Genomic DNA, 17,813 nt, shown 5'->3' with positions numbered 1-17,813 from the left:
ACCCAGATGTCGGTAAATTGAGAGCATGAGTGACCTGACGGATGCTTTTCCCGCCATCGATTCGACCTGCTCCGCTTCTTCGAAGGAATCGGGGAACGAGACCGGCCATATCTACTTGGCCGCCCCACGTGGGTACTGCGCCGGAGTGGACAGGGCTGTTGATGTCGTTGAAAAGGCCTTGGACCTTTACGGTGCGCCGGTTTATGTGCGTAAAGAGATCGTGCACAACAAATACGTCGTTGAGTCGCTGACGAAGCGTGGCGCGATTTTCGTCCAAGAGACTGACGAGGTCCCCGAAGGAGCTCGCGTCGTCTTCAGTGCACACGGTGTTTCGCCACAAGTACGTGATGGAGCTGAACGCCGTCGGCTTGCCACGATTGATGCGACGTGCCCGTTGGTGACCAAGGTTCACCGCGAGGCCGTGCGTTTCGCGAAGGAAGACTACGACATCATTCTGGTCGGGCATCAGGGGCACGAAGAGGTCGAAGGTACCTTCGGTGAAGCCCCTTCGCATATTCAGGTCGTGGGAACACCCGACGAGGTCGCAAACGTTGAGGTTCGTGATCCTGACCGTGTCGTGTGGATTTCACAGACCACGCTGTCCGTTGACGAGACGCGCGAAACGGTTGACCGTCTGCGTCAGCGTTTCCCCAATCTGATTGACCCGCCGTCGGACGACATTTGCTACGCGACCCAAAACCGTCAGGTTGCCGTTAAGACGATTGCCCCGAAGGTTGACGTCATGGTGGTTGTCGGTTCGGCGAACTCCTCGAACTCGGTGCGCCTTGTCGAAGTCGCTCTTGAAGCCGGTGCCGGTGCAGCGTATCGCGTGGATAAGGCTGAAGAACTGCAGGAAGTCTGGTTTGAAGGCGCCAAGGTGGTCGGTCTGACCTCGGGTGCTTCCGTGCCTGAGATCCTGGTTCGCGATGTTATTGAGTGGTTGCAACCTCGTGGGTTCCCCACGGTTGACGTTGTTCGAACTGAAACGGAAACGATCACCTTCGCGTTGCCTCGTAATTTGCGAACGGAACTGAAAGCGAACGGCTTAGTCGACGCGCGCCCGCACGCACCGCGCAAGGCTGGCCCTGATCACACCAGCTGATACTCCATACGATGGCGCGCTGACCTAGAATGGTCAGCGTGTCTCTTACTATCGGAATCGCAGGACTGCCCAACGTCGGCAAGTCGACCCTGTTCAATGCTCTGACTCGCGCCACCGTTCTGGCGGCGAACTACCCGTTCGCAACCATTGAACCGAACGTTGGCGTTGTGCCTTTGCCGGATCCTCGCCTGAAGGTGCTGGCGGATATCTTCCATTCAGAGAAGATCATTCCCGCGACGGTTTCCTTCGTTGATATTGCAGGTATCGTCCGAGGTGCGTCTGAGGGTGAAGGCCTGGGCAACCAGTTCCTCGCAAATATTCGCGAGGCCGACGCGATCTGCCAGGTGACTCGCGCATTCTTAGACCCGGATGTCGTGCACGTTGACGGCAAGGTTGATCCTGCTTCCGACATTGAGACGATCCAGACCGAGCTGATTCTTGCCGATATCCAGACGCTGGAAAAGCAGATCCCGCGCCTCGAAAAAGAGGTACGAGGTAAGAAGACCGAAGCGGTCGTCCTTGAAACAGCCAAGGCAGCTCTTGAAATCCTCGAACGTGGCGAGCTCCTGTCGGGCCCTGCGGGCGCTGACTTGGATCCCGATGCGCTGAAATCGTTCCAGCTCATGACGACCAAGCCGTTCATTTTCGTGTTCAACATGGACGCGAAGGGGATGGAAGACGAGGCCCTGCAAGCATCGTTGCGTGAGCTGGTCGCTCCGGCTGATGCCATCTTCCTTGACGCTCAGTTCGAAGCCGAACTGGTTGAGCTTGATGAAGACGATGCGCGCGAGATGTTGGAAGAATCCGGACAGAGCGAAGCTGGCTTGGACAAGCTGGCGCGCGTGGGGTTTGAAACTCTTGGCTTGCAGACCTATCTGACGGCAGGTCCGAAGGAATCACGCGCGTGGACGATCCATCGCGGTGATACTGCTCCGCAGGCTGCTGGGGTTATTCACACGGACTTCCAGAAGGGCTTCATTAAAGCTGAGATCGTGTCCTATGACGACCTGATCAAATACGGTGGCATGCAGGAAGCCCGCGCGGCCGGCAAGGTCCGCATGGAAGGCAAGGATTACGTGATGGCTGACGGCGACATCGTCGAATTCAGGTTCAACGTCTGAACCTCTGACCAAGTTCCGAACGGGGCTTACATCAAAGAAGTCTAATAGAGGCTATGACGTTCGTCTCGTGCGAAACGTGGTTGAGCTCCGCTTCAACGTTGAGCGGAATGCCCCACCCATTGCAGTTTTCTGCTGCTCGGTCTGATACTTGAAGCATGACGATGTGGAAAGTGTCTGATGACTGGTTTGATCGGCACACAACCCAAGACCTGGCATACCGAGTCCGGGTGCGTGTCATAACGCCGAAAGCGCTGGACTCCGCGTGGGCGCGCATTGTTGAAGAGCACGGTTCTGATGCCGAGGGTGTTGTGCCAATCGGCGGGGCTGCGCTCATCCGGGTCAACGACTGCGAGGCTGAGGCCATCAGCGGGGGAGAAGACGCCCTTGACTCTCTTGAGTGGGCGGTCAACGACGTTCTCGGTGAGGCCCTCAAGGGGGCCGAGGTGCTCGTTGTAAGCGAAGAGCGTTCCCTCGTCATCGACTAGGGAACGCTCTTCGGCTGCTTCTGAAATCAGCTGTGTGGTTAGGTGGTCATGCCCGATGCCCGGTCAGCTTCTTCAGTGCTCCTGATGAACCATGCGTTTGCCTGCGGCAGCCAGAAGAACGCAATCAGAAGGATCGAAATGATGGCCACTGCGACCGTTCCGCCACCACCGGACTCGAGGCCTGCGACGGTGCCTTGCGCGCCCCAAGGGAGCGACTTCTCTCAACGCAAAATAGGAGACGAGGCCACACAATCCGGCGTTCTGCCCGTAAAAAACCAGGGGGTTAGGCCTCTTCGTCCTCAGCGTGCAGGCGCGGAACCGACGCCATTTCAGGGTTCACGCCCACCTTGTCGGCGTAGAACTCGCGTATGACCTCCATGTCAGCGCGCACGTCGCCGGTCAGGGTGATGTTATGACCCCATCCGAAAGTCATTGTCTTCTTATCGACAAACCCGAGCTGAACAGGCAGGTGAGCGCCCGTCGCAATGCGGTAGAAACCGGACTTCCAGTAGTCGCGCGGGGACCTCGTACCCTTCGGGGTGAGCACGATGGTGAACTCATCTACGGCGTTCGACTGCTCCACAATCTGCCCAACGACACCGTGTGCGCCACTGCGATCGATCGCACGTCCGCCGATCCACTTGACGAACCTGCCGAAGATGGGGACCTTCACCACGGAGTCTTTGACGAGGAACGTGAACTCGCGGTTAATCGACCAGAATGCGAGCGCCATGAAAACGCCATCCCAGTTGGACGTGTGAGGTGCGCCGATGACCATGACTTTTTCAGGCAGGGGTTCGGCGGACAGAGTCCAACGCGAGAACTTCATGTACGTGCGGGCGATCAGCGGGCGTATTCGCACAGTGTCCCTCTCGATGGTGGGTGCTTCGGGGTGGTTGTGTGGTGTTCGACAATGATAGGCGACGAGGCGCATCATGCGGTCTCACTTCCTCTCTAACGGTAGTACGCCCGCTCGCGAGCGTGCATGAGCGTCCCACATGACGTGGTGAACGTCGCAGGTATGGGTAGGGGAATGCCGGCGTTAAGCCGATATTCTGGTTTCAGCTATTTTGTGGGTCGAATGTGTACCCACCGGCCATGCTCGCACTGACTGATTCAGGTGTTGCTGGCCATCGTGTTATTGAGGAGTTCATCTATGCCAACCCGCTCTGACCTGCGTAATGTCGCAATCGTGGCGCACGTTGACCACGGTAAGACAACCCTGGTCGACGCGATGCTCTGGCAGTCCGGCGCTTTTTCTGACCGTGACACCGTCGAGAAGACGGGCGAGCGCGTCATGGACTCGGGCGATCTTGAACGCGAAAAGGGCATTACGATCCTCGCGAAGAACACAGCTGTCCACTACCGTGGTCCAGCCGCTCAGAAGCTCGGTCTTGAAGACGGCGTCACCATTAACGTTATTGACACCCCCGGTCACGCTGACTTCGGTGGCGAGGTTGAACGTGGTCTGTCCATGGTTGATGGTGTTGTCCTGATGGTCGATGCTTCCGAGGGGCCGCTTCCTCAGACTCGCTTCGTTCTACGTAAGGCTCTGCAGGCACAGCTCCCGGTTGTCGTCGTTGTGAATAAGGTTGACCGCCCGGACTCGCGTATCGAAGAGGTCGTTTCTGAAACGACCGACCTTCTGCTGTCGCTGGGTGAAGATCTGCTGAATGACGGTATTGAAACCGATGTTGATTCTCTGCTCGATGTGCCCGTTATTTACGCGTCCGCCAAGGCTGGCGTGTGCTCGCTGGAAAACCCCGGTGACGGCCAGCTTCCGACCGAGGATCTCGAGCCCCTGTTTGAAACGATTCTGAACCGTATCCCCGGCCCAGAATACGAAGAGGACATTCCGCTTCAGGCACACGTTACGAACCTTGATGCATCGCCGTTCCTAGGTCGTCTTGCTCTGCTTCGTATCCACAATGGCACGCTGACCAAGGGTGCGAATGTGGGTCTTGCCCGCCATGACGGCACCATTCGTTCCGTGCGTATCACCGAACTGCTACGCACTGAAGGCCTGGAGCGCGTTTCTGCTGAGACTGCTGGCCCCGGCGATATCGTCGCTGTTGCCGGTATTGAAGACATCATGATCGGTGAATCGCTGGTCGACCTTGAAGATCCTCGTCCTCTGCCGTTGATCACCGTTGATGATCCGGCGATCTCGATGACGATCGGTATCAACACTTCGCCGATGGCTGGTCGTGTCAAGGGTGCGAAGGTCACCGCACGTCAGGTCAAGGATCGTCTTGACCGCGAGCTGGTGGGCAACGTGTCTCTGAGGGTTCTGCCGACCGAGCGTCCCGATGCCTGGGAGGTTCAGGGGCGCGGGGAGCTGGCTCTTGCCATCCTGGTCGAGCAGATGCGTCGCGAAGGCTTCGAACTGACCGTCGGTAAGCCTCAGGTTGTCACGAAGGACATTGAAGGTGTTCGCAGTGAGCCGATGGAACGTATGACTATCGACATTCCCGAAGAGTACCTCGGCTCCGTTACGCAGCTGATGGCAGCCCGTAAGGGTCGCATGGAAACCATGTCGAACCACGGTTCGGGCTGGATCCGCCTGGAGTTTGTCGTTCCGGCGCGCGGTCTGATCGGCTTCCGTACCCGCTTCCTCACCGAAACGCGCGGTACCGGTATCGCATCGTCGATCGCTGACGGCTACGCCCCGTGGCAGGGTGTCATCGAGCAGCGTCTGACCGGCTCGCTGGTTGCTGACCGTGCAGGCCAGGCAACTCCGTATGCGATGACGAATCTGCAGGAACGCGGTTCCTTCATCGTTGAGCCTTCTTCCGAGGTTTACGAAGGCCAGGTTGTTGGCGAAAATCCGCGTGGCGAAGATATGGACGTCAACATCTGCCGTGAGAAGAAGCAGACGAACACGCGTTCAGCTACCGCTGATGTGTACGAATCGCTGACTCCGTCGCGCAAGCTGACTCTTGAAGAGTCGCTTGAATTTGCGGCTAACGACGAATGTGTCGAGGTCACGCCTGAAGCGGTTCGCGTCCGCAAGGTCGTCTTGGATGCGCAGGAACGTTTCAAGATCGCAGCACGCGAGCGTCGCGCAGCGAAGTGAGTGGCGCGACCATGCTTTACTAGCTCAGCTATAGATTCCGTCCCCGTCAGTTTTCCTTCTGAAACGATCCGAAGGCTGGTGGGGGCGGAACTTTTTTACCCGTGACCATGGTTTCGGCATCGATTCGGACCAGTCCACGTCGGGTTTCAATCTCGACGTAGTCGCGGGACGTTGTTTTGAGGGTGCCAAGAGCGTCATGGAGTCCGTCGGCTAAACGGTAGCGGACAACAACGCGTTCGCCAGGTATCCATGCGAGCCATGGGAGTGGTGGTAGATTCGCGCCTTCGGTTATGTTGGCAGGAATTGCGCCCCGTGGGTCTTTGGAAAATCGCGCCTTCGCGTTGGTCTCGCTCGTGGGGGACGAGGCCTTGTCTTCGGCGCGATTATGCGCATTGGCGCTTTCAATTGGGGCACTTTGACTCATAAAGGAGATAATAGAGGGCAGAAGCTTCCCTATCGATTCCAATGAGGAGTTGCCATGACCTACGTCATCGCACAGCCCTGTGTTGACGTGAAGGACCGCGCTTGCGTTGATGAGTGCCCGGTCGATTGCATCTACGAAGGTGCGCGTACTCTCTACATTCACCCCGAAGAATGCGTGGACTGTGGTGCGTGCGAGCCGGTGTGTCCGACCGAGGCAATTTTCTACGAGGACGATCTGCCCGAGGAATGGTCGGATTACTACCGAGCAAACGCTGACTTCTTCAAGGATCTTGGTTCCCCCGGTGGCGCGCAGAAGACCGGTGTCCAGGACTTCGACGACGAGATGGTCGCCGCGCTGCCCCCGCAGAATGCGGACTACCTCGAGTCGCACCAGTGATGATCACACTGCCCCGCCCGCTCGGACTGCCCGAGTTCCCCTGGAACCTCCTCGCTCCCGCGAAGGCGCTTGCTTCGTCGCATCCCGATGGGATCTGCGATCTTTCGGTGGGAACCCCCGTCGATTCGACGCCGGGTTTTATCCGCGAGGCACTTTCGGTAGCGTCGGATGCTCACGGTTATCCGACGGTTATTGGCACTCGGGAAGTGCGCGAAGCGATCCTTGCATGGGGGCAACGTCGCAATATGGTGGACGTTGGCTTGTCCGGCGTTATTCCCACCATCGGTTCGAAGGAAGCGGTTGCCTGGATTCCGCGTCTGCTGGGAGTTGGCCCGGGGGATACGGTGCTTGTCCCAGAGGTTGCTTATCCGACCTATGACATTGGTGCGCGTCTCGCGGGCGCGACCCCCGTTCCAGTTGATCCTAGGAAGCCGGATACGTGGCCGGATGCCGTTCTTGTTTTCCTCAATTCTCCTGGAAACCCGGATGGTCATGTCCTGTCAGCTGACGAACTTCGTGCCGTTCGTCAGTGGGCATGTGAGCACGATGCCGTTGTCGTGTCCGACGAGTGCTACGCGGCCCTGCCCTGGGCCGAGCCCTGGATCTCGGAGGGCGTCCCTTCCCTCCTCGACGAGACCGTGTGCGAGGGCGACCCGAGCGGCCTCCTCGTCCTCTACTCGCTCTCCAAGCAGTCGAACCTCGCGGGGTATCGCGCCGCACTCGTCTACGGGGATCCTGAGCTCGTCGCCCCGATCGTCGAGGTCCGCAAGCACTCTGGACTGATGGTTCCTGCTCCCGTTCAGCATGCGATGGCAATCGCTCTTCGCGACGAGGCGCATGTCGAGGCTCAGCGTGCTGTGTACGAACGGCGACGTAAGAGGCTGGTCGAAGCGTGCGGTAAAGCTGGCCTCGTGAATGATGAAAATTCTGTTGCCGGACTCTATCTCTGGCTCGCACATCCGCGCACGCAGGATTCGTGGGCGTTGGTTGACGCGTTCGCGAAACTGGGAATTCTGGTTGCCCCCGGCGATTTTTATGGGGAGGCTGCGGAGGGGCGTGTGCGAGTGGCTCTGACGGCAAGTGATGAGCGAATCGAGGCTGCCTCGCAGCGCCTTGAAACGTGCGTCAATTTCCTTGCGTAAGGGGAAACTCTCCCGGGCGTGGTGTCTTCCTGTTTTCGAATAATGGCCCACACTTAGCATGTTGTTGACTAGTCCTTTACAATAACTTTGGAGAAAGTTTGATGTTCTAGCGCTTTACAGGCCGAACAGTGGCGTATAGAGTGACAGAAATAACGGACTTTCGTCCTAAGTGGTGATTGTGGTCGCAGTGAAGCGACTCGTTGAGAACGAAAGCGCTGTCGCGCATTCTTCCAACCTGTGTGCTTGCATGGCTCCGCATTGCCCAACGCGTTAAGGAGTCCTCATGGCCAAGGCAAAAGTGGAATCGGTCGACACTACTTCCGACGGTGTGCTTACCGTCGGGGAAAAGAAGATCGTTCTCCCGCGCACCAGCGCCTCCGTCGGTAATGATGGCTTGAGCGTCTCCCGCTTGCTCGCCGACGGCGACGTAGTCAGCCTCGACCCCGGTTTTACGAACACAGCGTCATGCCAGTCTGCGATTACCTACATCGATGGTGGTGCGGGAATTCTGCGCTACCGCGGTTACCCGATCGAACAATTGGCAAAGCGCTCGTCGTTCCTAGAGGTTGCTTACCTGCTGATCTACGGCGAACTCCCTGATGCCTCCACACTGGAAAGCTTCATTCGCGCCGTCCACCGTCACCGCTTGCTTCACGAAGACTTCAAGGCTTTCTTCACCGCGTTCCCGCACAGGGGCCACCCCATGGCGATTCTCCAAGCGGGTGTCGCAGGCCTGGCAACCTACTACGAAGACACGCTTGATCCGCGCGACCGCACTCAGCTGGATACCGCGCTGGTGCTTCTGCTGGCGAAGGTGCCGACCATGATCAGCTACATCGCGAAGCGTGCCGCAGGCTTGCCACTGCTGTACCCAGACTCGCAACGTAGCTACACCGAAGACTTCATCCGCATGACCTTCGGCATGCCCTATCAGGCGTACGACATTGATCCTGCGATTGTTCGAGCACTCGATATGTTGCTGATTCTTCACGCTGATCACGAACAAAACTGTTCGACCTCGACCGTTCGTTTGGTCGGGTCCTCGCAAGCGAACCTGTATGCGTCTGTTGCGGCCGGCGTGGGCGCGCTTGCTGGCCCGTTGCACGGTGGCGCGAATGAAGCGGTTCTGCGCATGCTCAATCAGATTCGCGACACTGGTGAGTCGGTCCAGAGCTATGTGGACAAGGTGAAGTCGAAGGCGGAAGGTGTACGTCTGATGGGCTTCGGGCACCGCGTGTACAAGAACTACGATCCGCGCGCGGCTCTGGTGAAGGAAACCGCACACGATGTTCTGTCTCGCCTCGGCAAGCGCGACGAGCTCCTGGATATTGCGATGGAGCTTGAAGATATCGCTTTGAATGACGATTACTTCAAGGAGCGCAAGCTGTACCCGAACGTCGACTTCTACACGGGCCTGATCTACTCGGCGATGGGATTCCCGACCAAGATGTTCACGCCACTGTTCGCACTTGGTCGCCTGCCCGGTTGGATTGCGCAGTACGTTGAAATGACCGAGGATCCGTCGACGAAGATTGGTCGCCCGCGTCAGGTGTACGTTGGCTCGACTGAACGCGACTATGTGCTTCTTCGCCAGCGCTCGGCTCGCGTGATTGACTAACGCGCTGTCGGGTTTGCGCTCGGCGCATAGCCAAAGTCCTTGCCGCGCGTGGACGAGGCCGATCAACTGAACGTCAACGGGGGTGGTAGACCGTGGTCTGCCACCCCCGTGAGCATGAAAAGGATCGAGCCTTCATCAGTTGGTTGCATGTAGCTCATCGTTCAATTCGATGCCCTTGCCACCGCGGGCCAGTGCTTCGATTCGACCCGACTGAGAATTGCGTCGGAACAAGACATTTGATGCGCCTGCAAGCTCGCGCGCTGCAACCGTCCGAGGTTCTGCGAAGAGGCCGTTCGAACCGGGGACGACGCCACCGGATTCCATGACGGCAACCTTTGCTCCTGCGGTCAAGTACAGACCAGCTTCGACGACGCAGTCGTCGCCAAGAGGAATTCCGAGACCGGAGTTTGCGCCGAGCAAGCACCGTTTACCAAGCTTCACGCGCTGGCGGCCACCGCCGGACAGGGTGCCCATTGTGGATGCGCCGCCGCCCACGTCGGAACCGTCGTCGATGACAACGCCCTGAGAGATACGGCCTTCAACCATGGATCGACCGAGGGTGCCGGCGTTGAAGTTCACGAAACCGGCGTGCATGACGGTTGTTCCTTCAGACAGGTAGGCGCCCAGGCGTACGGTTGCACCGTTTGCAATACGCACGCCCTTCGGTACGACGTAGTTCACCATCGGGGGGAACTTGTCGACGCCGATCACGGTGACCGGGTGGCCAAGGTGAGCGCGCATACGCAGACGTGTTTCTTCGAAGTCTGCGACTGCGCACGGGCCCTCGGAGGTCCATACGACGTTGGGGAGGCGAGCAAAAATACCGTCAAGATTGATGGTGTTCGGCTTTTTCATTCGGTGGGAAAGCAGGTGGAGGCGCAGGTAGGAATCCGCAGTGGACTGCGGTTGATCGTCCAGATCTGACCTGCAGGTGACAACCGTGGTGCGAACACCGCGCGCATCATTGTGGCGCTGCATGTGAGTCAGGGTGTCGAGCAGATCTGTGTCATCGCCAGGTTCCATCTGACCCAGGTGTGGGCGCGGGTACCAGACGTCGAGAGTCTCGCCGTTCTTCGTCACTGTTGCGAGGCCAATGCCCCATGCCTGATTCGTATCCATGGGCTTACTGTAAAGCGAGAGTGCCCGCTGTGGGGTGCCCATTCCGCCTTTCGGCAGGTTTGCAAGGTGTGATGAGTGCTCCCAAATGCTGGGAAAGTTCAGCGAGGCTGGCGATGATCCCAGAGATCCGGCCAGAAAACACCAATTTCTTCAGCCATCGTGTGAACCAGTGGGAGTGAAATCCCGACAACGTTGTGGTGATCGCCGTCGACCCCAGCAATGAAGGGCCCGCCAAGGCCGTCGATCGTGAAAGACCCCGCAACGTGGAGCGGTTCGCCGGAGTCTACGTAGGCATCAATCTCGGCGTCGCTCATTGAGCCGAATCGGACGATGGTTGAAGTCGAGGCGTGGGTGCGCGCAATCAGAGCGTAGGAATCTAGCGGGGTAGAGGGGTCTCGCTCGACGAGCGCTGCGCTATGGCCGGTCCACAGAATTGCTTCGGAGCCTCTGAAAGCTCGGATGCGCTCGCGTGCAATTTCTGCAGTGTGGGGCTTGCCCAGCATCTGCCCGTCCTGCAACAGCATCGAATCGCACGCAACGACGAGGAGGCGTTCGCAGTGGGCCTCGTCGGTCACAATCGTGCCATCGACTAAGCCGGAAATGACCGCACCGCACTTCGCGTCTGCCAGGGTTGTCACCTGATCGCCGGGCGAAGGAACGCCGGCGCTACGCGCGCAGAAGTCGGCGAGCACGAGGTCTTCATCAACGTCGGATATGCGAACAATAGGTGTGATGCCAGCGGAAATCAGAGTTGCTCGGCGAGCCGGTGACTTTGAGGCAAGAAGAAAACGCATAGGTCTATTTTGCCTTTTCAATCGGCAATTGATACATCTTGATAATTGTGTGCAGTAACTGCACGAATCTGTCAAACGTGATGTACGCTACTAAAGTATCTGTGTGGATCTGTATGTGAAGGGGAGAGATGGACAGCGCTGTGCCCAATGGTGAAGCTCAAGCTCACCAGTCTCAGCCCCCTACTTCGGACGATCACCAGACCGTTAAACGCTACGTTCCCCGCCTTTTGGGCGGTCCTCTGACGATGAGTGCCGACGAGCTTGCCCAGCACGCTGGTACTACCGTTGAACAAATCAATGACTTTTGGAATTCACTGGGATTCCGCCCCCCTGAGCCTGGCGAAAAGACGTTCACCGAACGTGATCTGGACGTGTTCGTCTCGTGGAACGACATGATTGATTCACAGGCGATTGACACGGCAACCAGCCATTCGCTTCTGAGGGCGAATTCCCACTTGGCCGATCGTCTAGCGCTGTGGCAGTGTGAAGCGCTTGTTGAAGACGCGGTGCGACGCCTAGGCTTGGATGACACGACGGCTCGCCTCTACGTTCTAGACCATATGAAGGACCGTGTCGAGGCATTCGAGAGGATGTTCATTCACTCGTGGCAGCGTCAGATGGAGGCATTGCTGTCGCGCTTGGATAAGGAAGTGTCCCAGCGCGGTCACGAGAACTCCAAGGCTCGGTTCCCACTCAATCGTTCGTTGGGCTTTGTTGACATGGTGTCCTACACGTCGTCGTCGACAATCCTGGGTGGTGAGGTCGTCGAACTGATCGAGCACTTTGAATCCGAATCGCGTCAGGCGATCACGCAGGCTGGCGGTCGCGTGGTGAAGACGCTGGGCGATGCTGTTTTGTACATTGCCGATGATCTTGAGACCGGTTTGAACGTGATTTTTTCGCTGATTGAGCGCTTGAATGCGGATGATACGATTCTTCCTGTTCGTGCATCTTTCGTCCGTGGCGATGTCTTCTCACGTTCGGGTGACGTGTTCGGCCCGACGGTGAACTTGGCTTCTCGTTTGGTTGATATTGCGCCGGTCGGTCAGATTTTGACGGACCCAGCGACCGCTACTGCCGTTGCTTCGAAGGCGGGGGATGGGTATCGCTTGGAGGAATTCCCCTCCGCGGACCTCCACGGATTTGGTCCGGTTTCCCCCTACTTGCTGACGCTCCAAGACTAAGGGGTGCCGCTTTTAGGTACGAGGCCGGGCACTTTGACGTGCATGAGCTTCTCAACAAACCCGTGTCCAAAAGGTCAAGAAATCTGAAAGAAATTATCTTGAAAGTATATGATGGGGTACGTGACTACTGTTCTGCTCGTTGAAGATGATCCCGCGATCAGCGAACCTCTCGCTCGCGCCCTTGGCCGCGAGAACTACGAAGTGCGTGCGCACGGCACCGGTCGTGGCGCACTCGCTGAAGTAGATGGCGCTGACCTCGTTCTGCTTGACCTTGGCCTTCCAGACATGGATGGTCTGGATGTCGCGCGTGAAATTCGTGCGTCGGGAAAGAGCGTTCCGATTCTGATCCTGACGGCGCGCACTGATGAAGTCGATATGGTTGTTGGCTTGGATACCGGCGCCGATGATTACGTGACCAAGCCTTTCCGCCTTGCAGAACTTCTTGCGCGCGTCCGTGCTCTTCTGCGTCGCACGGGAACCGAAAGCGTCGAGGGTGACCTGGGCGCTCAGGATGTTCGCGTTGATGTGAACGCTCACCGTGCTTTCGTTGGTTCAACAGAATTACAACTGACGGCGAAGGAATTCGACCTGTTGCGCGTACTGCTTCGCGACGCGGGAAGCGTTGTCGAACGTGACGCTCTGATGCGTGAGGTCTGGGGATCGGACCCGACAGGATCCACGAAGACTCTGGACATGCATGTCTCATGGCTTCGTCGAAAGCTTGGCGATGATGCGACCAAACCGCACTACATCACCACCGTCAGGGGTATGGGCTTCCGTTTCGAAGTTCGCTGACACACTGACAACCTTATGGGGCCCGCGGCGAATCCTTCGCCGCGGGTAACCTATTTCAGGGGAACGATCTGACAGCATCGCTTCGCCGGGAATCGTAGGGAATGAAAGGGACCCATGCGTAAAAAAGCCGTTCGCATGATTGTCACTGCTGTTGCAGTGGTGTGTTTCCTGATGGGTATTCCCGGTGCGGTCGCAACGTCCACCATTGTGTGGAACTCTGATTGGGATCGCGTCCAATCCAGGGCACAGACGATTGTGAACACAATCGATCGTCGTATAGCGACTGGTGCAGATGTCGATCAAGACACGGTCACTTCTTTGGCGAAACCAGTGACCGACATGCAGGGTAATGCCTATATCAGTGTGAACACGCGCCAACACGGACTGATGCTTGCCGGGGAAAAACCCCGGGGAATGTCGTTCGTCGTGCATGCGTCATCCACGGCGGGAACGTCGATCCGCATGGAAGTATCCGCAGAACAAACGCTGAAACGTATCGCATTCGTGTTCGGAATCTTTATTGCCGGAATCGCAGCGTGCCTGCTGGTTGGTTTAGCCCTTGCCCTCCGCTTTTCACGCCAGCTATCCGCGCCCCTCATCTACCTGGCAGCCCACGCTGAGCAGGTCGGTGCGGGCCAGGTTCGTGCTCAGGTCAAACCTTCGGGCATCGAAGAAATCGACTTGGTCCAAGAAGAACTGTCGCGTACCAGTGAACGCATGGCGGGCAGGCTAGCTGCCGAACGTCAGTTCGCGGCCGATGCGTCACACCAGCTTCGCACTCCACTGACTGCACTTTCCATGCGCCTCGAAGAGATTGAAATGATCTCCACTGAACCCGAGGTACAAGAAGAAGCTCGCAACTGTCTCGAACAGGTCGAACGCCTCACGGGCGTTGTGGCTGAACTCCTTGATGCGAACGCCCGAGCATCTGCGCAAACTGAAGCAATCCACATTCTTGAAGCGTTCAACACACAGCGCGAAGAATGGGAATCCGCGTTCGAAAAAGCCGGGCGCAGCCTCGTATTCACCGACGAAGCTGAACTGCCGTTGCTTGCCGACGCCAGCAAGCTTTCCCAGGTCCTTGCCACATTGATTGAAAATTCGCTGAACTACGGTGAAGGCACAACCCTGGTCGTCGCACGGAAGTCGGCGAACAAGCGCGGAGTCATTATCGAAGTCTCAGACGAAGGATCGGGTGTTGCCGATGATCTTGCTCCCGATATTTTTGCCAAGGGAGTTTCCGGCCACGGTTCGACGGGGATCGGCTTAGCGCTGGCGAAAGACCTGACTCAAGCGATGGGTGGGCGTCTGGAACTGACACAGAACCATCCTCCGGTTTTCACCGTTTCGCTTTCTGCGATTCCTGCTTCGATGGACCCGGATCACGTCATGCCACAGGGATCGGTTGTCTCGATGGGGCGTCGTTCTCGTCGCTTCTGAAATTGGCGTTGCTTTCGCGCGCATCCCAATGGAAGAACAATGAGGCTCTGACATCGCCGTGAACGTAGGTGCGCCCATAAGCCCCTTGCGACTAGATTAAGAGCCATGGATCAGGCCAAGGATACTCGTCCGGTTGTTGCAGTAATTGGCGGTGGGCAGCTTGCCCGAATGATGGCGGAAAGTTCGATCGCCCTAGGCTTTGAACTTCGTGCGCTTGTTGAATCCTCGGATGGGTCAACAGGACAGGCACTCGCCACGTCGATCGTCGGAATGCCAGACGATACCGACGCCGTTGCACAGCTGATTGACGGTGCGGATGTGGTCACGTTCGAACACGAACATATTCCGGCTTCGGTCTTTGATGTCGCCAAGGGCCACCTTCCAGCAGAGCCCCCGCGAGCCGCGTTGCTGTATGCCCAAGACAAACTTGCAATGCGCGAAAAGTTAACCGAGCTGGGCATTCCATGTCCCCGTTGGGCGAAAGTGTCCACCCTTGAAGAACTCGCCTCTTTCGGTGATGCTGGCACGTGGCCGATCGTCGTGAAGACTCCGGTCGGCGGATATGACGGCCACGGTGTACGAGTGATTCACCAAGCTGAAGACGCCGTCGATTGGCTTGCCAAAGGAACTCTTCTTGCCGAAGACTGCGTCCCCTTCACCTCAGAAGTCGCCTCCCTGAGCGCACGTACTCCCTCCGGTCAGATCGCATCCTGGCCGGTCGCATCCACCGAACAGGTGGACGGAGTCTGCTCCGTGGTTACCGCGCCTGCTCAAGGCCTGACTGAGGAAACACGTGCCCAGGCCACATCGATTGGTGAAACGGTCGCGCGTGAACTTGGCGTCACGGGTGTCCTAGCCGTCGAAATGTTCGTCGTCGGACAAGGAAGCGACCAGCACGTCCTTGTGAACGAGCTTGCGATGCGCCCACACAACACCGGCCATTGGACGATCGATGGGGCGTTCACCAGCCAATTCGAACAGCATCTTCGCGCTGTCCTTGACCTGCCCCTCGGTTCAACAGACCTCGTCAATCCTGGAACACACGCGGTCATGGTGAACCTGCTTGGCTCCGAATTCGTCGACCCAGCACGCCACCTTGCCTCTGCGCTCGCAGACCACCCGCGCGCCAAAGTGCATCTCTACGGCAAAGAGGTTCGCCCCGGGCGCAAACTCGGTCACGTCACCGTCGTCGACAAGGACCCAGCCGTTGCGCGCGCCGAAGCTGAAGCCGTTGTCGCCACTCTGCGTGGCTAACGCTCACATATTTCGCCTCTCGTTCTTCGTCACCGACGAGGCCGGGCGGCACTCACACCCCCGATCCGTAATCATGCCCGCATACATGACCCATTGACCGTTTTAGTGAAGGAACCATCGATGACAACCGAAACACACCAGCTCGATATCACTCTGACAAAGACCGGAGACAACCCTGCAGTCGGTATCGTCGTGGGATCCGATTCCGACTGGCCCACCATGGAACCCGCTGTTGCTGCGCTCGCAGAATTCGCTATCGCCTGCGAGGTCGGTGTGGTCTCTGCACACCGTATGCCCGAAGACATGGTTGCGTACGGGCGAAGCGCTTCTGCTCGAGGTTTGCGCGTCATCATCGCTGGCGCAGGCGGTGCGGCGCACCTGCCGGGTATGCTCGCAGCCCTTACGGAACTTCCAGTCATCGGTGTTCCCGTTCCTCTCAAACACCTTGATGGTGTCGATTCCCTGCACTCGATCGTCCAGATGCCGGCAGGCGTTCCCGTTGCTACGGTTTCGATTGCCGGTGCGCGCAATGCTGGCCTTCTGGCAGCACGAATCCTTGGAGCAGGTGAAGGAGCCCAGGCCGAGAAACTGCGCGCCCAAATGCGTCAATTCCAAGTTGCTCTGCGCGACGTTGCAACGGCAAAGGGGAGCGCCCTAGCTGACACAGTGAAAGCTTCGTTGAGCTAAGCATTAACGCCAAGACAAACGTGGCTCCGCAAGATTCCCGCGGGCATCGTGGCTCGCATTGTGTGTGACGGAAGTACGACCTAGCTGGGCCTCGCCAATAGGTGGACAAAGGCGGAAGAAACCGACGAAGTCCTTTGAGGCGGCTATACGGTGACTAGGATGAGAGCATGAGCATTCTTGTCACTGGTGGCGCTGGATATATCGGATCCCACGTAGTCCGACTGCTATTGGAACGAGGCGAAAAGGTCATCGTTGTCGATGATCTTTCAACGGGCACAGCATCAAGGGTAGAAGGCGCAAAACTCATCACTCTTGATATCGCTACCGATAGCGCAAGCACAGATCTTGCGAACGTCATGCTGGATGAAGACGTCACTGCCGTTGTTCATTGTGCAGCACGAAAGCAGGTAGGGGAGTCGGTTCGACGCCCCATGTGGTACTACCAGCAGAACATTGGTGGCCTCGCGAATCTCCTTCGCGCCATGAACGATGCTGGTATTGAACAGATCATCTTCTCATCGTCAGCCTCTGTTTACGGAATGCCGGACGTTCATATCATTAGCGAAGATACCGAATGCCATCCGATTAATCCCTATGGTGAAACGAAGCTTATAGGCGAGTGGATGATGCATGACTGCGAGGTCGCATGGGGCCTCAAATGGATCGGGTTGCGATACTTTAATGTTGCCGGTGCTGGCTGGGATGATCTAGCAGATCTGGCAATCTTGAACGTGGTTCCGATGGTTCTCGATCGTGTTGAACGCGATGAGCCCGCCAGGATTTTCGGATCGGATTATGAGACTCCGGACGGTACATGCGTTCGCGACTACATCCACGTTCGAGATCTTGCAGAAGCTCATATCGCTGCCCTCGATGCTCTTGCTGATTCTCGTCCACTTCAACATAACGTCTTCAACGTTGGAACCGGGAGGGGCACTTCTGTCCGCGAAATCATTGACGGACTGCGCCGTGTTACCGGTTGGGATTTCGAAGTCGTTGAGGAATCGCGGCGTGCGGGTGATCCCCCCGTCCTTGTTGGGGACGCAACACGGATCAGTGAAGAACTCGGTTGGGTAGCACGCCATACGCTTCACGATATTTTGGAGTCAAGTTTTTCCGGCTGGCAGGCCGGACCTCGCCGTATCGACGTGACAAAGTATATGAAGTAAGTCTTCG

17 protein-coding genes are annotated in these 17,813 nt (G+C 57.6%); 13 read left to right on the top strand and 4 right to left on the bottom strand.

All coding sequences use genetic code 11. From position 1 onward, the window contains the following. The first annotated feature begins 25 nt into the window (after positions 1-25). From G5S47_RS05955 to G5S47_RS05945, 3 genes are all read left to right on the top strand, one after another. Positions 26-1,102, top strand: a complete 1,077-nt coding sequence (locus G5S47_RS05955; protein ID WP_219585359.1) for a 4-hydroxy-3-methylbut-2-enyl diphosphate reductase — start codon at positions 26-28, stop codon at positions 1,100-1,102. A 38-nt stretch (positions 1,103-1,140) separates the two neighbouring features. Continuing rightward, complete coding sequence (ychF, locus tag G5S47_RS05950) at positions 1,141-2,223, top strand: redox-regulated ATPase YchF (RefSeq protein WP_219585357.1); 1,083 nt, start codon at positions 1,141-1,143, stop codon at positions 2,221-2,223. Between the two features lie 155 nt (positions 2,224-2,378). Continuing rightward, positions 2,379-2,708 (top strand): XRE family transcriptional regulator, encoded by a 330-nt coding sequence (locus G5S47_RS05945; RefSeq protein ID WP_101627554.1) that lies wholly within the window; start codon positions 2,379-2,381, stop codon positions 2,706-2,708. A gap of 283 nt (positions 2,709-2,991) precedes the next feature. Here G5S47_RS05945 and G5S47_RS05940 read toward each other — a convergent pair whose 3' ends face one another. Further along, positions 2,992-3,570 (bottom strand): 1-acyl-sn-glycerol-3-phosphate acyltransferase, encoded by a 579-nt coding sequence (locus G5S47_RS05940; RefSeq protein WP_373273802.1) that lies wholly within the window; start codon positions 3,568-3,570, stop codon positions 2,992-2,994. 294 nt (positions 3,571-3,864) lie between these two features. Between G5S47_RS05940 and typA the strand changes: the two genes are divergently transcribed. Next, positions 3,865-5,784 (top strand): translational GTPase TypA, encoded by a 1,920-nt coding sequence (typA, locus tag G5S47_RS05935; RefSeq protein ID WP_219585354.1) that lies wholly within the window; start codon positions 3,865-3,867, stop codon positions 5,782-5,784. Between the two features lie 46 nt (positions 5,785-5,830). Here the strand turns inward: typA and G5S47_RS05930 are convergent, their stop codons facing one another. Further along, positions 5,831-6,208, bottom strand: a complete 378-nt coding sequence (locus G5S47_RS05930; RefSeq protein WP_257878423.1) for a 2-hydroxymuconic semialdehyde dehydrogenase — start codon at positions 6,206-6,208, stop codon at positions 5,831-5,833. Positions 6,209-6,262: 54 nt separating this feature from the next. Between G5S47_RS05930 and fdxA the strand changes: the two genes are divergently transcribed. The 3 genes from fdxA (at position 6,263) to G5S47_RS05915 (ending at position 9,364) form a co-directional block, all read left to right on the top strand. Next, on the top strand, positions 6,263-6,604 hold the full coding sequence (fdxA, locus tag G5S47_RS05925; protein ID WP_103632018.1) for a ferredoxin: 342 nt from the start codon (positions 6,263-6,265) through the stop codon (positions 6,602-6,604). Continuing rightward, a complete protein-coding gene (gene dapC, locus G5S47_RS05920; RefSeq protein WP_219585873.1) occupies positions 6,604-7,746 on the top strand; it encodes a succinyldiaminopimelate transaminase in 1,143 nt (380 codons plus the stop codon). The genes fdxA and dapC overlap by 1 nt, the downstream gene beginning before the upstream one ends. Positions 7,747-8,029: 283 nt before the next feature. Further along, positions 8,030-9,364, top strand: a complete 1,335-nt coding sequence (locus G5S47_RS05915) for a citrate synthase (protein WP_219585351.1) — start codon at positions 8,030-8,032, stop codon at positions 9,362-9,364. Positions 9,365-9,499: 135 nt separating this feature from the next. On the opposite strand, the gene dapD is transcribed toward G5S47_RS05915, so the two are convergent. Together dapD and G5S47_RS05905 are read right to left on the bottom strand one after the other, a co-directional pair. After that, the gene (gene dapD, locus G5S47_RS05910) at positions 9,500-10,483 is read right to left on the bottom strand and encodes a 2,3,4,5-tetrahydropyridine-2,6-dicarboxylate N-succinyltransferase (RefSeq protein ID WP_103632066.1); all 984 of its coding nucleotides are present in this window, start codon (positions 10,481-10,483) and stop codon (positions 9,500-9,502) included. Between the two features lie 98 nt (positions 10,484-10,581). Then, positions 10,582-11,277: a Maf family protein gene (locus tag G5S47_RS05905; RefSeq protein ID WP_219585348.1), complete on the bottom strand. Its 696-nt coding sequence runs from the start codon at positions 11,275-11,277 to the stop codon at positions 10,582-10,584. Positions 11,278-11,405: 128 nt separating this feature from the next. Here G5S47_RS05905 and G5S47_RS05900 point away from each other — a divergent pair, with 128 nt between their 5' ends. The 6 genes from G5S47_RS05900 to galE all read left to right on the top strand — a co-directional run bounded on the left by G5S47_RS05900 (position 11,406) and on the right by galE (position 17,806). Beyond that, on the top strand, positions 11,406-12,461 hold the full coding sequence (locus tag G5S47_RS05900) for an adenylate/guanylate cyclase domain-containing protein (RefSeq protein WP_219585346.1): 1,056 nt from the start codon (positions 11,406-11,408) through the stop codon (positions 12,459-12,461). A gap of 120 nt (positions 12,462-12,581) precedes the next feature. Next, entirely contained in the window at positions 12,582-13,256 is a 675-nt protein-coding gene (locus tag G5S47_RS05895; protein WP_103632065.1) for a response regulator transcription factor, read from the top strand. Positions 13,257-13,370: 114 nt separating this feature from the next. Continuing rightward, a complete protein-coding gene (locus tag G5S47_RS05890; protein WP_219585343.1) occupies positions 13,371-14,696 on the top strand; it encodes an ATP-binding protein in 1,326 nt (441 codons plus the stop codon). A gap of 105 nt (positions 14,697-14,801) precedes the next feature. Beyond that, on the top strand, positions 14,802-15,950 hold the full coding sequence (locus G5S47_RS05885; RefSeq protein WP_103632012.1) for a 5-(carboxyamino)imidazole ribonucleotide synthase: 1,149 nt from the start codon (positions 14,802-14,804) through the stop codon (positions 15,948-15,950). 120 nt (positions 15,951-16,070) lie between these two features. Then, entirely contained in the window at positions 16,071-16,637 is a 567-nt protein-coding gene (gene purE, locus G5S47_RS05880) for a 5-(carboxyamino)imidazole ribonucleotide mutase (protein WP_219585341.1), read from the top strand. A 167-nt stretch (positions 16,638-16,804) separates the two neighbouring features. Beyond that, positions 16,805-17,806: a UDP-glucose 4-epimerase GalE gene (gene galE / locus G5S47_RS05875; RefSeq protein ID WP_103632010.1), complete on the top strand. Its 1,002-nt coding sequence runs from the start codon at positions 16,805-16,807 to the stop codon at positions 17,804-17,806. Positions 17,807-17,813 lie beyond the last annotated feature (7 nt).

Source organism: Schaalia turicensis, from assembly GCF_019380255.1.
In the GTDB taxonomy this organism is placed as follows: domain Bacteria; phylum Actinomycetota; class Actinomycetes; order Actinomycetales; family Actinomycetaceae; genus Pauljensenia; species Pauljensenia turicensis_A.
Note: the sequence above shows the minus strand (reverse complement) of the source record. Positions and strands in the feature narration are given on the sequence as shown.

Excerpts from the sequence above, each read along its gene's own strand:
- dapD (WP_103632066.1), bottom strand. The coding sequence starts at position 10,483 with ATGGATACGAATCAGGCATGGGGCATTGGCCTCGCAACAGTGACGAAG.
- typA (WP_219585354.1), top strand. The coding sequence starts at position 3,865 with ATGCCAACCCGCTCTGACCTGCGTAATGTCGCAATCGTGGCGCACGTT.
- galE (WP_103632010.1), top strand. The coding sequence starts at position 16,805 with ATGAGCATTCTTGTCACTGGTGGCGCTGGATATATCGGATCCCACGTA.
- G5S47_RS05955 (WP_219585359.1), top strand. The coding sequence starts at position 26 with ATGAGTGACCTGACGGATGCTTTTCCCGCCATCGATTCGACCTGCTCC.
- G5S47_RS05930 (WP_257878423.1), bottom strand. The coding sequence starts at position 6,208 with ATGAGTCAAAGTGCCCCAATTGAAAGCGCCAATGCGCATAATCGCGCC.
- G5S47_RS05905 (WP_219585348.1), bottom strand. The coding sequence starts at position 11,277 with ATGCGTTTTCTTCTTGCCTCAAAGTCACCGGCTCGCCGAGCAACTCTG.
- fdxA (WP_103632018.1), top strand. The coding sequence starts at position 6,263 with ATGACCTACGTCATCGCACAGCCCTGTGTTGACGTGAAGGACCGCGCT.
- purE (WP_219585341.1), top strand. The coding sequence starts at position 16,071 with ATGACAACCGAAACACACCAGCTCGATATCACTCTGACAAAGACCGGA.
- G5S47_RS05885 (WP_103632012.1), top strand. The coding sequence starts at position 14,802 with ATGGATCAGGCCAAGGATACTCGTCCGGTTGTTGCAGTAATTGGCGGT.
- G5S47_RS05890 (WP_219585343.1), top strand. The coding sequence starts at position 13,371 with ATGCGTAAAAAAGCCGTTCGCATGATTGTCACTGCTGTTGCAGTGGTG.
- G5S47_RS05945 (WP_101627554.1), top strand. The coding sequence starts at position 2,379 with ATGACGATGTGGAAAGTGTCTGATGACTGGTTTGATCGGCACACAACC.
- G5S47_RS05900 (WP_219585346.1), top strand. The coding sequence starts at position 11,406 with ATGGACAGCGCTGTGCCCAATGGTGAAGCTCAAGCTCACCAGTCTCAG.
- G5S47_RS05915 (WP_219585351.1), top strand. The coding sequence starts at position 8,030 with ATGGCCAAGGCAAAAGTGGAATCGGTCGACACTACTTCCGACGGTGTG.
- dapC (WP_219585873.1), top strand. The coding sequence starts at position 6,604 with ATGATCACACTGCCCCGCCCGCTCGGACTGCCCGAGTTCCCCTGGAAC.